The sequence below is a fragment of the Aquiflexum sp. genome, assembly GCF_041751335.1.
In the GTDB taxonomy this organism is placed as follows: domain Bacteria; phylum Bacteroidota; class Bacteroidia; order Cytophagales; family Cyclobacteriaceae; genus Aquiflexum.
Genome location: NZ_JBGSXS010000313.1, coordinates 1 through 17,471 on the forward strand (window position 1 = coordinate 1; position 17,471 = coordinate 17,471).

The 17,471-nt window shown below is 38.3% G+C and carries 15 protein-coding genes; 12 read left to right on the forward strand and 3 right to left on the reverse strand.

Annotation, left to right across the window (positions count from 1 at the left end; all coding sequences use genetic code 11):
* The coding region (locus ACEW8U_RS17625) for a DUF6544 family protein (protein ID WP_373523371.1) at positions 1-500 on the forward strand (500 nt) is incomplete at its 5' end.
* 204 nt (positions 501-704) lie between these two features.
* Here the strand turns inward: ACEW8U_RS17625 and mgtE are convergent.
* Both mgtE and rsmA read right to left on the reverse strand, forming a co-directional pair.
* Positions 705-2,072: a magnesium transporter gene (gene mgtE / locus ACEW8U_RS17630; protein WP_373523372.1), complete on the reverse strand. Its 1,368-nt coding sequence runs from the start codon at positions 2,070-2,072 to the stop codon at positions 705-707.
* Positions 2,060-2,842 (reverse strand): 16S rRNA (adenine(1518)-N(6)/adenine(1519)-N(6))-dimethyltransferase RsmA, encoded by a 783-nt coding sequence (gene rsmA, locus ACEW8U_RS17635; protein ID WP_373523373.1) that lies wholly within the window; start codon positions 2,840-2,842, stop codon positions 2,060-2,062. Before rsmA ends, mgtE begins: the two co-directional genes overlap by 13 nt.
* A 198-nt stretch (positions 2,843-3,040) precedes the next feature.
* Here rsmA and pdxA point away from each other — a divergent pair, with 198 nt between their 5' ends.
* The 9 genes from pdxA to ACEW8U_RS17680 all read left to right on the forward strand — a co-directional run bounded on the left by pdxA (position 3,041) and on the right by ACEW8U_RS17680 (position 12,408).
* Positions 3,041-4,066: a 4-hydroxythreonine-4-phosphate dehydrogenase PdxA gene (gene pdxA, locus ACEW8U_RS17640; protein ID WP_373523374.1), complete on the forward strand. Its 1,026-nt coding sequence runs from the start codon at positions 3,041-3,043 to the stop codon at positions 4,064-4,066.
* A 24-nt stretch (positions 4,067-4,090) separates the two neighbouring features.
* On the forward strand, positions 4,091-4,306 hold the full coding sequence (locus ACEW8U_RS17645; protein ID WP_373523375.1) for a (4Fe-4S)-binding protein: 216 nt from the start codon (positions 4,091-4,093) through the stop codon (positions 4,304-4,306).
* Positions 4,303-5,958, forward strand: a complete 1,656-nt coding sequence (locus tag ACEW8U_RS17650; RefSeq protein ID WP_373523376.1) for an amidase — start codon at positions 4,303-4,305, stop codon at positions 5,956-5,958. The genes ACEW8U_RS17645 and ACEW8U_RS17650 overlap by 4 nt, the downstream gene beginning before the upstream one ends.
* A gap of 14 nt (positions 5,959-5,972) precedes the next feature.
* Positions 5,973-6,314: a hypothetical protein gene (locus ACEW8U_RS17655; protein ID WP_373523377.1), complete on the forward strand. Its 342-nt coding sequence runs from the start codon at positions 5,973-5,975 to the stop codon at positions 6,312-6,314.
* 2 nt (positions 6,315-6,316) lie between these two features.
* Positions 6,317-7,171 (forward strand): MFS transporter, encoded by an 855-nt coding sequence (locus ACEW8U_RS17660; protein ID WP_373523378.1) that lies wholly within the window; start codon positions 6,317-6,319, stop codon positions 7,169-7,171.
* 145 nt (positions 7,172-7,316) lie between these two features.
* Positions 7,317-8,672, forward strand: coding sequence for an ATP-binding protein (locus ACEW8U_RS17665; RefSeq protein WP_373523379.1), 1,356 nt, complete (start codon positions 7,317-7,319; stop codon positions 8,670-8,672).
* A gap of 87 nt (positions 8,673-8,759) precedes the next feature.
* Positions 8,760-9,776 (forward strand): PAS domain S-box protein, encoded by a 1,017-nt coding sequence (locus ACEW8U_RS17670; protein ID WP_373523380.1) that lies wholly within the window; start codon positions 8,760-8,762, stop codon positions 9,774-9,776.
* 181 nt (positions 9,777-9,957) lie between these two features.
* Complete coding sequence (locus ACEW8U_RS17675) at positions 9,958-10,545, forward strand: NAD(P)H-dependent oxidoreductase (protein ID WP_373523381.1); 588 nt, start codon at positions 9,958-9,960, stop codon at positions 10,543-10,545.
* A 3-nt stretch (positions 10,546-10,548) separates the two neighbouring features.
* Positions 10,549-12,408 carry a monovalent cation:proton antiporter-2 (CPA2) family protein gene (locus ACEW8U_RS17680; protein WP_373523382.1) on the forward strand — a complete coding sequence of 620 codons (1,860 nt, stop codon included), beginning with the start codon at positions 10,549-10,551 and terminating at the stop codon, positions 12,406-12,408.
* Positions 12,409-13,027: 619 nt separating this feature from the next.
* Here ACEW8U_RS17680 and pgi read toward each other — a convergent pair.
* Positions 13,028-14,674: a glucose-6-phosphate isomerase gene (gene pgi, locus ACEW8U_RS17685; protein ID WP_373523383.1), complete on the reverse strand. Its 1,647-nt coding sequence runs from the start codon at positions 14,672-14,674 to the stop codon at positions 13,028-13,030.
* A gap of 157 nt (positions 14,675-14,831) precedes the next feature.
* Here pgi and ACEW8U_RS17690 point away from each other — a divergent pair, with 157 nt between their 5' ends.
* Both ACEW8U_RS17690 and ACEW8U_RS17695 read left to right on the forward strand, forming a co-directional pair.
* A complete protein-coding gene (locus tag ACEW8U_RS17690) occupies positions 14,832-15,581 on the forward strand; it encodes an energy transducer TonB (protein WP_373523384.1) in 750 nt (249 codons plus the stop codon).
* Between the two features lie 350 nt (positions 15,582-15,931).
* Positions 15,932-17,471: hypothetical protein (locus ACEW8U_RS17695; RefSeq protein WP_373523385.1), on the forward strand; the 1,540-nt coding region annotated here is incomplete at its 3' end.

A 17,471-nucleotide genomic window follows, 5' to 3' on the forward strand; every position in this document is an offset into this window, starting at 1 on the left:
GGAATGCGGATATGAAAATCATGCGATTTATCAATACCCTGGGAAGGGATAAATTTATAGATGGGGAAGGTGAAATGCTTTTTAAAATACTTTCAATCTTTCCGGTTGCCAAGGATGGATATAATCCTCAAATTAATGAAGCTGCCCTGCAAAGGTTTTTGGGGGAGATTGTTTGGATTCCAACGGCTGCGTTAGAGGATTATATCACTTGGGAAGCCCTTGACCATCAATCGGCCAAAGCCACCATCACTTTCAAAGGCACAACAGGTTCTGGAATATTTACTTTCAAAGAAAATGGTGAATTTGAGAAATTTTCAGCACTACGCTATATGGGAAGTGGTCCAGAAGCCCATAGAATAGAATGGGTTGTCAAGGCCCTAGAAACAAAAGAAATAAATGGAATTAAAATCCCGGTTAAATGTGATGCTACTTGGCGATTGGAATCAGGAGATTGGACATGGGCACAGATAGAAGTGAAAAAGTTTAATTTTGGGCCTTGAGCAGAGGGGTGAAGGATGAAGGATAAAGGTAGAGGGTAGATTTTAGATTGTAGGACTGTATACCGCCAATCAGGTTTTAGATTGTAGATTTTTTAATATCGGTTCTCGGATCTCGCTTCTCTTGATTCTTGGCTTCCCTAAATTCTTCTGGACAAGCTTTGTTTCATGTCTCAAATCTCACGTCTCAAGTCCCACATCTCAATATTAAATCTGCAACAACCACATCGCTACCCCGAAATAAACCGCCAATCCCAACAGGTCATTTGCAGTAGTTATAAATGGTCCTGAGGCTATGGCTGGATTGATTCCAAATTTATTGAGAACAAGGGGTGTAACAGTACCCATAAATGAAGCCATCAATACCACACAAAACATGGCCAAACCAATGGTGACTCCAAAAATCCATTCATGTTTGTATAAAAAGACGACTACAAGAACTACAAAACTTCCAAGGACTACTCCATTGACCAAAGCGATCAACAAGCCTTTTACAAATCTTTGCCATGGAGTATCATCAAAAACAGATTTAGAAGCCAAAGTTTGGACGACCAAAGAGGAAGACTGGATTCCAACATTACCTCCTGTTGCAGCTACCAAAGGAATAAAAGAGGCCAAAGCAATAATCTTTTGGAGACCTGCTTCGAAAAAATCAATAATCCCTGCACCCATCAATCCACCTATTACACCAATCAATAACCAAGGCAGTCTTGCTTTTGAAATTCTGAACACTGAATCAGATTCCTCCACATCTGCTGAGATACCTGTCATGGCCTGCATGTCCTCTTCAGATTGTTCCCTGATTAAATCAAGGATGTCATCCACAGTAATCCTACCCACAAGCCTGTTTTTGGCATTGACCACAGGCATTGATTCCAAATCATACTTTCTCATGATTTCGGCCACTTCCTCCCCATCCATATAGGTCGGTACTGAAATCAATTCGGGTTCATATATATCGGAGATCTTTGTATCTGACGAGGCAAGAATTATTTTTTTTAATGAAACCCTGCCAAGGAGGTGTTGCCTGTTGTCCACCACATAGATGGAATAGATTTTTTCTACTTTTTCGGCCTGCCTACGGATTTCCTCAATGGTCTGAATGACATTCCAATTTTGGTTGGCCTTAATAAATTCTTTGGCCATCAAACCACCCGCAGAATCTTCATCATAGCGGAGTAATTCCAGAATATGTGATGATTTTTCGCGGTCTTGAAGGTTATCAATTACCTCTTCCCTTTCTTTTGAAGGCATTAAGATCAGAATATCCGCCGCATCATCAGAATCCATCTGATCAATTAAAGTTGCCAACTCTATGGCCTTCATTTCCCTGATGACCTTGATCAGGGAATCCTCATCAAGTTCAATAAGGATATCAGCGGAAACTGTTGGTTCCAATAAACGCAAAACATAGATGGCTTCATCCATATTCAGCTCATCTAGGATTGCAGCAATATCCGCCACATTAACCCCTTCAAGGGACTGACTTATAAAATCATTGTCATTTAATTCAATCCCTTCACGAAGACTCTCCAAATATTCTTTGGATAATTCAAATGTTTTTATTGGTTCCAAGATTCCTGTAATTTTTGTGTTAATCCAATAAATTCCTGCACATCCAACTGCTCAGCCCTTTTGTCCAATATAGGATCCTGATTTAAGGATTCCGAAACACCAAAGGGTTTCAGACAGTTCCTCAAGGTTTTGCGTCTTGTCGAGAATGCTTGTTTGACCACTTTGAAAAATTTTTTTTCATCGCAATCCAATTTTCCAACCCCATTTCTTGTCAACCTGATCACCCCGGAATTAACTTTGGGAGGTGGGTTGAACACTTCAGGAGGGACTGAAAACAAGTACTCGATATCATAAAATGCCTGTAACATCACTGACAAAATACCATATTCTTTATTCCCTTTGGGAGACGCAATACGCTGCGCTACCTCTTTTTGAAGCATGCAGACTACTTCTGTAACTTGATTTCTTTGCTCCAATACTTTGAAAAAGATCTGGGAAGAAATATTGTAGGGAAAATTTCCGGCTATGACATAAGGGCCCTCCATAATAGATACAAAATCTGCCTTCAAAAAGTCAGCCTCAATAATCTTATTTCCCAAATCAGGATACTTTTTGTGGAGGTATTGAATGGAATCTTTGTCAATTTCCACCAAGTATAAATCCCAATCCTCTGCCAAAAGAAAATCAGTCAACACCCCCATACCCGCACCTATTTCCAGGACTTTCTTTACTCCAAAATGACCTTTTACTGCCTTTGCAATATTTTCTGCGATACTGAGATCTGTTAGAAAATGCTGCCCAAGGTGTTTTTTGGGTTTGAATTTCTCCATTGGCTATACTATGATTATTTTATATAAATTGCAGTTCAAAATTAAGAGAATTATCCTGAAGCTCTACTATTATTTGTCAATAGCAAATAGGTTTTCTCTTATTTCAAGCAAACAGCAAATCTGATCAGAATTCGATTGGACACGGATTTACAAGAATTTCACAGGCAATCAATTTAAAGAGAATTAGCAAATATTTTAATGAATCAAAGAAAACACAAACCGCTTATCGGCATTAGCATTGGGGATATCAATGGAATAGGACCGGAAGTTACTATTAAGGCACTTTTAGATAGCAGATTGCAAAAACTGGTTACACCGGTAATTTATGCACATGGAAAGGTTCTTTCTTTTTACAGAAAGCAATTGGGTCTGGAAGATTTCAATTTCATGCAGATTCGAAATATTGACGAAGTTCACCACAAAAAAATAAATGTGATCAATGTCATGGATGAAAGTCCTGAAGTCATTCCTGGTATGGAAACCTTAGAGGCTGGGAAAATGGCTTTGGCTTCTCTAGACCAGGCCATCAAAGACCTCAAGGAAAACAAACTTGATGCTTTGGTAACCGCTCCTCTGAATAAAAACAACATCAATACCCCTGAAAAAAATTTTATTGGCCACACAGAATACCTAACAGAAGCTTTTGGTGTGAACAATAGCCTTATGTTTTTGGTGGCAGAGGACATCAGGGTTGGGTTGGTTACAGGACATGTATCAATTAAAAATGTAGCTCAGAACATTACTGCTGAAAATATTAAGAACAAACTTAATATTATGAACCTGTCTTTGAAAAATGATTTCGGAATAGGTAAACCTAGGATAGCAGTACTTGGATTAAATCCACATGCAGGAGAAGAGGGACTGTTAGGTGACGAAGAGTTGAACATTATCTCACCTGTCATTCGGGAATTTAAGGATCATGGTCACCTGGTTTTTGGCCCCTATTCGGCTGATGGATTTTTTGGTATGATGCACCAAAAGAAATTTGATGGGGTATTGGCCATGTATCATGATCAAGGTCTGATTCCATTTAAATCTCTGGCTTTTGAATCAGGAGTTAATTTTACTGCTGGTTTACCCATAGTCCGTACTTCTCCTGACCATGGTACTGCCTACAATATTGCCGGAAAGTGTCTTGCCGATGAAGGTTCTATGCAAGCAGCTATCCTTCAGGCATACGACATTATCAGACATAGGGGCAATTGGGAAGATGATATGGATTGACAATCAAGCAATAAAATTATAGCCATGGAAAAAAAAGGATATAGTAATGGAGAGATTACAGTCACTTGGGAGCCCAAAAGGTGTACACATTCAGGAAACTGTGTCAGAGGCCTCCCCAAAGTATTCAAACCAAAAGAGAAACCTTGGATTAGTATCAATGCAGCTTCCACCATTGAATTGATAGAACAGGTGAAAAAATGTCCTTCAGGTGCTTTAGGCTATTATTTAGAAAAAGAATGAAAAAACACATCTGGTTACTTTTTGTCGTTGGATTATTTTTCGGTTTTGTACTTTCTAAAAAAATTGATTCAATTTCAAGGAAGGAAATTAGAGCAGCTCAAAATCTTTTGAACCTAGATTTTTCAAAAGCTGAAATAGAGACCATGATCAGTTACTTGGAAAATAACCGAAAGGGATATGATTCGATGAGGACTTATAACCTGGAAAACGATGTGACACCAGCTGTTTCATTTGACCCCTACCCTCTCGATTTGACCATTAGCCCATCAAATGGTCATCATGATTGGGTAATTAACGAATCCGTCAAACTTCCAGACAACAGCGATGAAATTGCTTTTTTATCCATTCAAGAACTCGCTGGACTTCTAAAATCAAATAAACTGACTTCCCTTGAACTGACCGAAATCTATCTCCAAAGAATCAAAAAATATGACGCTCAATTACTAGCCTTTATCACCATCACTGAAGAATTGGCAATCAGACAGGCCAAAAAAGCAGATGAGGAAATTTCAAAAGGGTTTTATAGGGGTCCGCTTCATGGGATCCCTTATGGTATCAAAGATTTAGTCTCCGTAAAAGGTTATCCCACTACTTGGGGATCAGCACCCTACAAAGACCAGATTCTTGATCAAACAGCAACAGTAGTTCAAAAACTTGAAGATGCTGGGGCAGTCCTTCTTGGTAAACTTGTTTCTGGAAGCCTTGCAAGAGGTGACGTATGGTTTGGTGGAAAAACCAAAAATCCATGGGATCTCAATCAAGGCGCCACAGGTTCCTCAGCAGGTTCAGGTTCAGCCACCTCTGCCGGATTAGTGGCTTTTTCAATTGGAACAGAAACATTGGGCTCCATTGTTTCTCCTTCAACTCGATGTGGCGTCACAGGATTGAGACCAACCTTCGGAGGGGTAAGCAGGACAGGTGTTATGACACTTTCATGGAGTATGGATAAAGTTGGTCCAATTTGTCGCTCTGCGGTTGACTGCGCAGTTGTTTATGATTTTATCAGAGGAAAAGACGGCACAGACAGATCTGTTCAGGATGCATCATTTGAATATGGAAAACAGACAGCTTTAAAAGATTTAAGGATAGGATATTTGGCTGCTTCTTTTAGTTCTGATTCTTTGGGCAACAATATACACAATCAAAGGACTTTAAATGAATTCAAAGCTTTGGGGATCGAGCCGCTTACGGTCAAATTACCTGAGGACTATCCATTTGAGGTATTTGATATTATTCTTCGTGCAGAGGCTGGGGCATTTTTTGATCAATTGGTCTTGTCGGGAAAACACAGTGAAATGGTAGAACAACATAAAGGGTCCCGTGCAAACTCACTCCGGCAATCGAGGTTTATTCCTGCTGTGGAATACCTTCAAGCAAATCGGCATAGAAGGTTATTGATAGAAGAAACCCACCAAATCCTAAAAGAATTTGATGTTATTATTTGCCCCACTTTTGGAGGAAGGCAAATGCTGATCACCAATCTCACAGGACATCCTGCCCTAAGTTTGCCCAATGGATTTGATAATAAAGGCAGGCCAACGAGTATTACCTTAATCGGTAATTATTTTGAAGAAGCTAAGCTCATCGCCTTGGCCGAGGCATTTCAAAACCAACACTCCTATCATTCCAATATTCCAAAAGGTTTTGAATAACAGTTTTAAAATGAATGAAAAGTGTTCTGCCAATTATAGTTTTATGTCAATTTCTTTGCACTTCCCTATGGTTTGCGGGAAATTCGGTTTTACCTGATTTAATTGCTCAATTGAATCTAGATCAGAATTTTTTGGGAAACCTAACCAGTGCGGTGCAATTGGGTTTTATTGCGGGAACTTTGGTTTTTGCGGTTTTTACGATCTCCGACAACTTCTCCCCTTCCCGGGTATTTTTGATATCCGCCATTTTTGGAAGTTTATTCAACTTTTTGGTCAGTCTAGAAGGGATGAATGCGATCGATATCCTGATTTTCAGGTTTATGACAGGTTTTTCCTTGCAGGTATTTATCCTGTAGGGATGAAAATCGCTGCTGATTATTTTCAAAAAGGTCTGGGAAAATCATTGGGATTTTTAGTGGGTGCTTTGGTTTTAGGTACTTCATTTCCACATTTGGTCAAAAGTTTGACAGATGATTTACCGTGGAAAACTGTGATTTATACCACCTCTTTCTTGGCTTTGGCAGGAGGAATTATATTGGTAATAACTGTTCCTGATGGACCGTACAGAAAAGTTGGGAAAAAATTTAATTTCAGCGCTTTTTTCACTGTTTTCCGAATTAGGGCTTTCCGTGCTGCCGCTTATGGTTATTTTGGCCATATGTGGGAATTGTATGCTTTTTGGACATTTATTCCATTTCTCCTTCAATCGTTTGGAGCACTTCATGATACAAATTTCAATTTACCTTTGTGGTCATTCATTATAATCGCTGTCGGGGGAATATCCTGTGGACTGGGGGGAGTGTTGTCCGAAAGATTCAGTCCGAAGTTGATTGCTTCATTCGCTCTCAGTATTTCTGGAATATGTTGCCTCCTTTCTCCAGTTTTTTTAATACAGCCATTTCCAGAAGTATTTTTGGCTTTCTTACTGATTTGGGGCTTATCGATAACTGCTGATTCACCTATGTTTTCCACTTTAGTAGCCCAAAATTCCCCAGAAACTTCAAGAGGTACTGCTCTCACTATCGTAAATTGCGTAGGCTTTGCCATCACAATTGTCAGTATTCAAGCTTTAAGCCTACTTTCCCAGGAAATGAATCCAAAATATTTGTTTTTGATTCTTGCTCCAGGGCCAATTTTCGGGTTGATAACTATGATTAAGCTTAGGTTTATCAAACCCAAACTAAGTGAGAAAGAATTGTACTTTTATAATTAATTTTTATTAATTTGTAAAGAACCTGTATCACTATTCAGGTTTTTGTATTTGCCATACATTTAATTACCTGTTAAATATTTCAAACCAATTTTCCATCAAGAACGATGAAAATTTATATCCCCGAATTCTCCATTAATCTTCAATTATGAAACTCTGGGATAAATATAAAAAAACCCTCAATCGCAATTTTCAAATTAAAGGCAAGGAGGACAATAGTCTTGACTACTGGAAAAATAAACTTTTCTGCCAGACAGTCATTTATATTCTCCCATTTTCTTTAATTGCTCTAATTCCAGGAATTTACTTCAGCTGGATAAATGGCTTAGGATATCTGATTGCAGTGGATATCTTTTGTGTCGCCTTAATAATCAGCATTGGCTTTTTACCAAAATTAAGCATACAAGTAAGACAGGGATTGTTTATTTTTTGTGTTTACTTTATAGCCACTACATTTCTTTACCTCATAGGCATTACAGGCCCTGGACTTGTTTATCTTTTGGGAGCTACTTTTTTTTTCATCATCATTTTTCCCAACAAATATGCATATTATCCATCCATCATCAATATAATAATCTGTGGACTCATAGCTGGACTGATCCCATTTGACATTCTCCCTTGGTCTGACAGTGAATATCACAATCAGGCACAGTGGTTAGCCTCGAGTTCTAACCTTATATTTTTGGGTTTTCTTTCTTCTGCATTAATACCGATGGTTTTTAAGGGATTGGAAAGTGCATTGCATAAAGAGAAAAATATCAGAAGCGAACTTAATCATCAAAATCAGGTATTGGAAACCGCTTTGAAGGAGCTGAAAAACAAAAACAGTGATCTTGAAGCCTTTGCGTTTTCAGCTTCTCATGACCTTCAGGAGCCACTGAGAATGATCAGTAGTTTCTTGACACAACTTCAAAAAAAATATGCTGATCAGCTGGACGAAAAAGGCAATCAATACATTTTTTTTGCCGTCGACGGTGCCAAAAGAATGAGACAGATCATCATGGATCTGTTAGAATATTCAAGGGTTGGCAAATTTGATGGTAAGAAAGAATGGATTGATTTCACAGAATTGATCAATCAGGTGATATCATTAAATAAAAAATTAATTTCTGAAAAATCTGTAAGTATTACCACTAAAAATCTTCCAAAATTATACGTACATAGAACTCCATTGTATCAGATTTTTCAAAATCTCATCAGCAATGCTATCAAGTATGGGGAAAATGACATACCACCAAAAATCAGTATTGAAGGGGAAGACTTAGGACAAGAATGGGCTTTCTCAATAAAAGACAACGGTATCGGCATCAAGGCTGAATATTTCGATAAGATCTTTGTAATTTTTCAAAGGCTCCATGGTAAAAATGAATACGAAGGTTCTGGTATGGGTCTTTCGATTGTTAAAAAGATAGTCGAAAATATTGGAGGAAAAATTTGGGTAGAATCAGAACTTAAAAAGGGAAGTACTTTTATTTTCACTATTCCGAAGAAAAGCGTTAATTGAACTTTAATTGATAATACCATTATCAATCGAAAAAATTTAACTGTAGTTCCGGTAATCGTTAGTTTCCTTTCCTAAATCAAACAGTCTATGCGCAAAGACATCAAAGAATATAAAATCCTTATTGTGGAAGATAATGTTGGGGATTTTATGTTGGTGGAGGAATACCTGGATGAGACCATTTTATCACCAAATATTATCCGATGTGAAAATTTCAAACAGGCCAAGGAAGAACTCTTGAGAGACTATAAAAACTTGGATGTAATTCTTCTTGATCTTTCGTTACCTGATAAAAGTGGTGAAACATTGATCAATGAGGTTCTTGAGATTTCAGGGGATTTGCCAATAATTGTATTAACGGGTTTTACAGATGCAAATTTCGCAGTCAAATCCCTTTCAATGGGTATTTCTGATTATTTGCTCAAAGACGACCTCAGCCCTACCACACTTTATAAAAGTATTGTTTACAATATTGAAAGAAACAAAAATCTGGTAAAACTCCTAGAGTCTGAGCAGAAGTATGCAGACCTTTTCCATCTTAGCCCGCAACCCATGTGGGTTTATGATTCTGAAACTTTGAAATTTCTGAATGTAAATCAGGCAGCTATCAACCATTATGGTTATAGCTTTGATGAGTTTATGGAAATGACAATATCGGAAATAAGACCTAATGAGGATATTCCAAATATGTTAGAAACCCTTGAAAAAATTAGGACAGAGAATATCGGGATTTATAGAGGGTTCTTAAACCATAAAAAAAGAGATGGGTCTATCATTAGGGTCGAAGTAATATCCAATCCACTCAGCTTTGAAGAAAGAAATTCATGGTTGGTACTGGCCAATGACATTACTTCTAAATTGAAATATCTTGAGGCCATTGAAACGCAAAATGAAAAATTGAGAGATATAGCATGGATTCAGTCTCATATGGTAAGGGCGCCTCTGGCGAGATTATTAGGCTTGGTAGAGATCCTAAAAAATGAAAAATTGAGTAGCTTAGAATTGGATGATTTTTTGGACCATATCAAAGAATCCGCAAAAGAACTTGATAATGTGGTAAGAGATATTGTTGAAAAAGCCCAAAAAATTGACGTAAATAAAAATTGAATTTTTTTTAACACTTTACTAAAGTTAAAATACCAATATCTTAATCTATGACTCAATTAGATATTGGTACATAATGGATATTTTTAGATATTGCTGAAAAAGCCACCGCATTTATTTTTTTCCAAATTATTTGCGAGTTTTCAGATAATAAATTATCTGTTTGAATAATATAGTTGTTTCTATGAAAAACGTACTTGTACTCTTGGCACATCCCAAATACGAACATTCTATCATAAACCAAAATATGATAAATTCCATATCCGGATTGGAATGCATCCAGGTCCATGACCTCTATGAAATTTATCCTGACTTCAACATCAATGTTCAATCAGAACAGGAACTTCTTTTCACCTCTGAGATTGTGGTATTCCATCATCCAATATATTGGTATTCGGCTCCACCCCTTCTCAAGCAATGGATCGACTTGGTTTTGGAGTTTGGATGGGCTTATGGCCCAGACGGTATTTACCTAAAAAACAAGATTGTCTTCAATTGTGTCAGTTCTGGAGGAACAGATGCCGCTTATTCCAAGCAGGGAAAACATGGACATACTTTGAGGGAATTTTTATTGCCATTTGAACAGACCGCCAAACTTTGTCAAATGCAGTATTTACCACCTTTTCATATTGGTGGAACACATAAAAAGAGCTCAATTGATCTTCAAAAAGAAAGTCAGGATTATAGGAATCTTTTGAAGTATTTCAGAGACACCAAAGATATTCCTGATCATTTATACCAATTGGATGAATTGAACAATTTCAAATTTTAAGCCATGGAAAACTCTTTTCTTTTTCAAGCAATAATCTATTTGGCAGCCGCCATCATTTGTGTGCCAATAGCAAAAAAACTAGGGATGGGATCAGTCTTAGGCTATCTATTAGCTGGAATCATCATAGGTCCTTATGTATTGGAATTTATAGGTGAAGAAGGCGAAAGCATCATGCATTTTGCTGAATTTGGGGTGGTGATGATGCTTTTCCTAATTGGCTTGGAGTTGGAACCAGCCAAACTATGGCAAATGAGGGCAATGATAACCCGGATTGGCCTATCTCAGGTGTTGATCACCACTGCAGCATTTTTTGGAATTATGATCATTTTTGGTTTTAGCTGGCAGATTTCTTTGGCAGTTTCTATGTCTCTTTCCCTTTCTTCCACTGCCATTGTCCTGCAATCTCTTAAAGAAAAAAACCAAATGGATTCCTCGGCAGGAAAAAACTCATTCGCCGTATTGTTGATGCAGGATATTGCAGTCATACCTATGCTGGCTATCATTCCCCTTTTGGCTGTTGCTGGAGACACTCTTTCTAAAGATCATCATGGAAGCCCGATAGAACAGTTTCCTGGCTGGACACAAACACTCTTTGTAGTTGGTGCAGTTGGCTTGGTAGTGGTATTGGGAAGGTTTGCATTTGTTCCTGTTTTGAGAATGATTGCCCGAACCAGACTTCGAGAGCTTTTTGTTGCCTCCGCCTTATTGATTGTAGTGGGCATTGCTTTTTTGATGGAAGTTGTCGGGCTGAGTCCAGCATTGGGAACCTTCCTTGCAGGAGTGATTTTGGCCAATTCGGAATTCAAGCATGAACTTGAAAGTGATCTTGATCCATTCAAAGGTTTACTGTTGGGGCTTTTCTTTATTGCTGTAGGTGCATCCATCAATTTTGGTTTGATTGGAGAGAATGCCATCATGATCATTTCCATTACATTGGGCATCCTATTCCTTAAAACACTGGTGCTTTTAGGCATCGGGAAATTCGCGAAATTGGGATTGGATCAAAACCTGATTTTTGCCATTGGATTGAGTCAAGTGGGCGAGTTTTCATTTGTAACTTATTCATTCGCAAGTCAGCTTCAGATATTGGACAAACCTACCAATGATATCCTGATGGCCATTACTGCGATCAGCATGACCATCACGCCTTTGTTGATTTTATTGAATGAAAAATTAATCTTACCAAATGTAGGTACTTTGGAAAAAGAGGAAAAAGAAGCAGATGTCGTAGATGAAAAACATAGTGTGATCATCGTAGGATTTTCACATTTTGGAAGTACTATAGGAAGGTTTCTTCGAGCCAGTGGCATCAAAGCCACTATTTTAGACAACGATTCTGATAGGGTAGATTTATTGAGAAAAATGGGATTTAAGGTCTATTACGGAGATGCCACAAGGGCAGACTTATTGGAAGCTGCAGGCGCACATGATGCCAAGATTCTGATCTCAGCCATTGACAGCCCTGAGACCAATTTCCTTTTAGTGGAAACAGCTAAAAAGCATTTTCCCCATTTGGAATTGATGATCAGGGCAAAAAATAGAGCCGATGCATATGAATTAATGGAAATGGAGGTAGTTAATATTTACCGCGAACATCTCGACAGTTCGGTCCGCCTAGCCAAAGATGCCCTAGTCAAATTAGGATTCAGGTCACATACGGTTCACCGTTTGGGGCAGAATTTTATCAAATATGACGAGGAGGCACTAAAGGATTTGGTGAAAGTAAAGCATAATCAAAAAGAATACATCTCATCCATCCGAAGAACCATTGAAATGCAGGAACAGCTTCTCTCCTCTGAAAGACTCCGAAAATTCACCATAAATGACCATGCCTGGGATTCCGAAGCAATGAAAGGCAAGTGATTCCTTGAAATTAATCCTGCCTCAAATGACAACAACATCCTACTTTCAAATTCCCAAACTGTACCTTCATCCCCCATCCCTGAAGGTATTGCCACGTCACACGAAGGAGTACCCAAAATATAAAGGTATTCCAAGTACTCCTACCAATGACAGATTTTGAAATTGATAGTTAAGAACTACAAATAGCATTCAAATTTATTATAGAACTTTGCCTTATCACCTCGACGTCAGGAGAAGTCTGCAGCCCGCTTTGATGTCATTTCCATTCTGTAAATGCCAAATTTTAAAAACTACCATTGACATAAATCGGAGCAGCCGTCATGACGTAGGAAGCATCTCATGAGGATCAGGAAATGTAAAATAAACATAAATTGAACCTCTTGAGATCCCTCGTGCCTACCAATGACAGAATTTCGGAGTAGTCGTCATGCTGACGCAGGAAGCATCTCTCGAGGTTCAGGAAGTGATAAATTTGAACACAAATAGGACCTTTAGAGATTCCTCGTACCTCGGAATGACGATTAGCCTGATGTCATTACATATTCTGAACATATCCAAAATGTTGGAGACTCGCAATGACGCCCTGCCTTCTTCCTTCATCCCTTATCCACATCCTTTCTCACTCTCTCATTTCCTTATAAGCATTGATCAGCCCATTTGTAGATGAATCATGGCCGTGAACACGTTCATTATGGGTCAGTTCAGGAAGGATAGCATTGGCCAGAACTTTACCCAATTCCACTCCCCACTGATCGAAACTGTAAATGTTCCAGATGACACCCTGAACAAAAATCTTATGCTCATACATGGCAATCAACTGTCCCAAGGTATAAGGGGTAATCTGTTTCACCAAAATAGAATTGGTAGGCCTGTCTCCTTCAAATACTCTGTGAGGGGCAATTTTGAAGATTTCTGCTTCTGATTTTCCGGCTTTAGTCATTTCAGCAGTGACCTGTTCCAAAGTCTTGCCATTCATGAGGGCTTCTGTCTGTGCAAAGAAATTGGAAAGCAACTTAATATGGTGGTCAAAGATTGGATTGTGTGAAATCGCCGGGGCAATAAAATCACAAGGAATCAAATGAGTTCCCTGATGGATCAACTGATAGAAAGCATGCTGACCGTTGGTGCCTGGTTCACCCCAGATTATGGGACCTGTTGTATAATTTACCTTTTCTCCTATCCTGCTTACATATTTTCCATTTGACTCCATATTGCCCTGTTGGAAATACGCGGCAAAACGGTGCATATATTGATCATAGGGCAAAATCGCCTCAGAAGTCGCTCCGAGGAAATTGGTGTTCCAAATACCTAACAAAGCCAAAATCACAGGAATATTTTTTTCGAAGGAAGTATTTCTGAAGTGATTGTCCACACTGTGAGCCCCTCCAAGTAGTTTTTCAAAATTGTCAAAACCAATCGCACAAGCTATGGGTAATCCAATGGCAGACCATAAGGAATACCTGCCCCCAACCCAGTCCCAAAAAGCAAACATATTATTCGGGTCAATACCGAATTCAGTAACACCTTTCTCATTGGTGGACAACGCTACAAAATGCTTGGCAACAGCCTTATGATCCTTGGCATAGTCCAAAAACCAGTTTCTTGCAGTATGCGCATTGGTCATCGTCTCCTGTGTGGTAAATGTCTTAGAAGCAATAAAAAACAACGTAGTTTCCGGATTTACTTTTTTAAGGGTTTCTGCTATGTGTGTGCCGTCAACATTGGAAACAAAATGTATCTCCAAGTTTGGATTTTGGTAAGGTTTTAACGCCTCTGTTACCATCACAGGGCCTAAGTCTGAACCACCGATTCCGATATTCACCAACGAAGTGATAGGCTTACCCGAATATCCCAACCAAGTTCCACTTGAAATCTGATCTGCAAAAGTTTTCATTTGCTGCAATACCGAATTAATATCCGGCATCACATCTTTCCCTTCAAAATACATCGGGTCATTTGACCTGTTTCTTAATGCTGTGTGTAAGACTGCCCTGTCTTCTGTACCGTTGATTTTTTCTCCTGCAAACATGGCTTCGATCGCGGACTTCAATCCTGTCTCTTCGGCCAATTCAATCAGAGCGGATTTGATTTTTTCATCCAATCTATTTTTGGAAAAATCCACCAAGATGTCTTCTATTTGGATCGAATACGCTTCAAACCTTTTGGGGTCATCAAAAAGATTTTTGATCTGGGTATGCTTGTGGGATTCGGCAAGAGATTGGAGTTTTTTCCAGGCTGTTGTTGTGGTAGGGTTGATATGCTTCATAGGTTGATAGGTTTGTTAATATTGGCCATGCAAAAATAAGATTATTAATGAGGGTATGAAATCTTAGATTTTATAATCCATTAATGAAGGCATTGTTTTTGTAACCTTTTGCATACACAAACCGATTAACTATAAGATTAAACCTTCTGAATGCTGTATGAAGAAATTTATCTATCTCGCAATTTTTATTTTTTCAGCTTCCTCATTTACCTTCGCTCAAAAAAGCAAGACAACTTATTTGGACAAGCATTTTTTGCCATTGTCCAATAAAAGCCTGGGGGAAAAGCAATACGTTAAAAAGAGTTTTCCTGTAATTGAAGGGAAACAAACCGAAACAGTCCATGACCTGAATGGGACCTTGGTGAAATCTATTTTCCTTGAATTTGACAGCAAAAAGAATCCGGTTAAAAGTGTAACCGAAGAATATGGAGAAAATGAAAGTATCTATAAAATCTCCACCCTCGAAGTCAGTACCAAAAAGGAAATGATCGAGTATTTCCATAATGGTAAAATTGTGGGAAGATTTTTATGTAATGACAATGAGTTGGTTTTCGGCCTTCGTGTCATAGATGGAGAACAGGTAGAGACTTCCAAAAATATTTATGAACCTGATTTTGCGGTTTCAAAACAACAATTCAAAGAGTTCCTAAGAACCAATCTTAACTTTCCCGAAGACGCCAAAATAAAAAAGATACATGGAACAGTGACTTTGGCCTTGGAAATCCTGCCCGATGGTTCTCTCAACACCATGGAAGTAATCAACCAAAATGAAGTACCAATCATGCTTCAAGAAGAAGCAAAAAGAGTAATTGCATCTTTTGATAAGGGATTCAGATCTGCTTTGGACATGGATGGAAATCCTGTGAGGAAATGGATGTATGTGCCTGTGAGGTTTAGTTTGGGGTGATGAATTTTAATTCTGGATTTTCTATATAAAAGTAGTTTTTTGGATATTTATGGATACCTGACTGCCGCAGGCGGTTTTGATATTATTGGATATTATTGCTTTGACTTAGCTATCAGGTGAATCTATCCTTTAATAATCTGTATATTCATAAACATGGCATTAAAAACCTAGTAAAATATTATCAGGACTTCTTGTGATATTGAAAACTATATTATACTTTTAACCAATTCCTTAAAAATCATGTTTTAAACTTAATTATTTTGTTATGAAAAATCAATTTACCCCCCCTCTACAAACTAACTTATTCATTTAATTTATTACGGACTTTCCTATTTACTTTAGGCTTGGTTATGATCGTGTTTACCTCTTGTATTGAAGAACCAACCGAGAAATTTGAAGTCCCCCAACAGAATCCAAAACTTGCACTTGTCAAAAACTGGTTTGAGACCCACAAAAATGAATTGAGAATCGGTGATTCAAGAGACAGCTACAGAACCGAATCCAATGAACTGATCCTCCCCTTTTTTGAAAAAGAGCCTGATTGGGACAAATTCCATATATTCCAGTTTCCCGATGGTAGGGAAGTATATGAGATCAGTTTGACCAATTCGGAGCTTTATTTCCCAGTCTACCTGTTGGATAGCTTGCCAGGGATGATACCCAAAAAGTCGGTAATACAGAATATTATGTTTGTCGAAAACAACCAAACACAAAGATTTGATCCCCTGATCGTCCGTTATTATCCCGACAACAAGGAATCCTTGAGAGAGTTTGAAGAGATTTACTATGGAATGATCGACATGAACTGGTCGGGAATGGTGGATATCTGGACTTATGACGAGCGGCATTTTATCAGCTTTACGATAAGGGATGGGGCTATTACATCAAGTGAGCAGACCTTGCCCAAAGACCCTGAATCCCATCAGGATATCGGTGCAAATCTGTTGACCACCGAACCCTGCCGGGAAGTGGTCACCCAAAGGAATTATGTTGGATCGGACGGAGTGGTCACGGTATCGTTTACGGTGAGCTATCATTGTTCCGGAGGAGGAAGTAGTAGCGGAAGTTCCTCAGGATCCACTTATGGAAATGACAGTGGAACCACTTATACCTATACTGGCCCCTATCAGGGAGGTGGATCGGGAAGTTATGGGAGTGTGGAAGTACCTACTTACACGCCACCAGCTATTACAGCTCCTACAGTAATTAATCGATTGACCAATCCCTGTGCAAGTACTATTTTTATGCAGATTAAAAAGGGTGGATTAATCTCTGCAGTGAGTGCTTCAGGCACTGAATTTTCAAAAAATATTTTGGATCTTCTAAATAATTCAAAAAAATATGATGTTGTTATTCAAAACTCATCAAATGTTGAAGGCAATGCAAGGACTATACCAAGACAACTAAATGAAACAACAGGGAAATATGATATTATGATCGAATTATCAAATGATTATTTAAGTAAAGCAACCCAATTGTCAATAGTCAGAACAATTATCCATGAAAGTATTCATGCGTATCTTTTACATGAAGGATATACTAATCCTTTGGGAGATTTATTTTCGGGTTTGCAAAGATATAGTGTAGCAACAGGGACAAGTTCAGTGAACCAAATTCATCACGAATTTATGCCACAATATATTGATGCCATAGCCTTCTCTCTATGGTCTTGGGATATGGCCAACGGCTCAAAAGGACAAATACCATTATCTTACATGAAAGATTTGGCATGGGGTGGCCTGACTTCTTACAGAGACAAGAATGGTAATGTTCAATATTATGATAGTTTTAAAGAAAGATTCCCAAATTCAAGTGATAGAAACCGAATTGAAGGTGTTATAAAAAATGAAAGCGATGGAAACAATGCAGCAAAAAGTCAAAAATGTCCAT

What these genes read in the sequence shown, in the direction of transcription:
- rsmA (WP_373523373.1), bottom strand. Translation starts at nt 2,842, where the DNA reads ATGGAGAAATTCAAACCCAAAAAACACCTTGGGCAGCATTTTCTAACA.
- pdxA (WP_373523374.1), top strand. Translation starts at nt 3,041, where the DNA reads ATGAATCAAAGAAAACACAAACCGCTTATCGGCATTAGCATTGGGGAT.
- ACEW8U_RS17645 (WP_373523375.1), top strand. Translation starts at nt 4,091, where the DNA reads ATGGAAAAAAAAGGATATAGTAATGGAGAGATTACAGTCACTTGGGAG.
- ACEW8U_RS17650 (WP_373523376.1), top strand. Translation starts at nt 4,303, where the DNA reads ATGAAAAAACACATCTGGTTACTTTTTGTCGTTGGATTATTTTTCGGT.
- ACEW8U_RS17655 (WP_373523377.1), top strand. Translation starts at nt 5,973, where the DNA reads ATGAAAAGTGTTCTGCCAATTATAGTTTTATGTCAATTTCTTTGCACT.
- ACEW8U_RS17660 (WP_373523378.1), top strand. Translation starts at nt 6,317, where the DNA reads ATGAAAATCGCTGCTGATTATTTTCAAAAAGGTCTGGGAAAATCATTG.
- ACEW8U_RS17665 (WP_373523379.1), top strand. Translation starts at nt 7,317, where the DNA reads ATGAAACTCTGGGATAAATATAAAAAAACCCTCAATCGCAATTTTCAA.
- ACEW8U_RS17670 (WP_373523380.1), top strand. Translation starts at nt 8,760, where the DNA reads ATGCGCAAAGACATCAAAGAATATAAAATCCTTATTGTGGAAGATAAT.
- ACEW8U_RS17675 (WP_373523381.1), top strand. Translation starts at nt 9,958, where the DNA reads ATGAAAAACGTACTTGTACTCTTGGCACATCCCAAATACGAACATTCT.
- ACEW8U_RS17680 (WP_373523382.1), top strand. Translation starts at nt 10,549, where the DNA reads ATGGAAAACTCTTTTCTTTTTCAAGCAATAATCTATTTGGCAGCCGCC.
- pgi (WP_373523383.1), bottom strand. Translation starts at nt 14,674, where the DNA reads ATGAAGCATATCAACCCTACCACAACAACAGCCTGGAAAAAACTCCAA.
- ACEW8U_RS17690 (WP_373523384.1), top strand. Translation starts at nt 14,832, where the DNA reads ATGAAGAAATTTATCTATCTCGCAATTTTTATTTTTTCAGCTTCCTCA.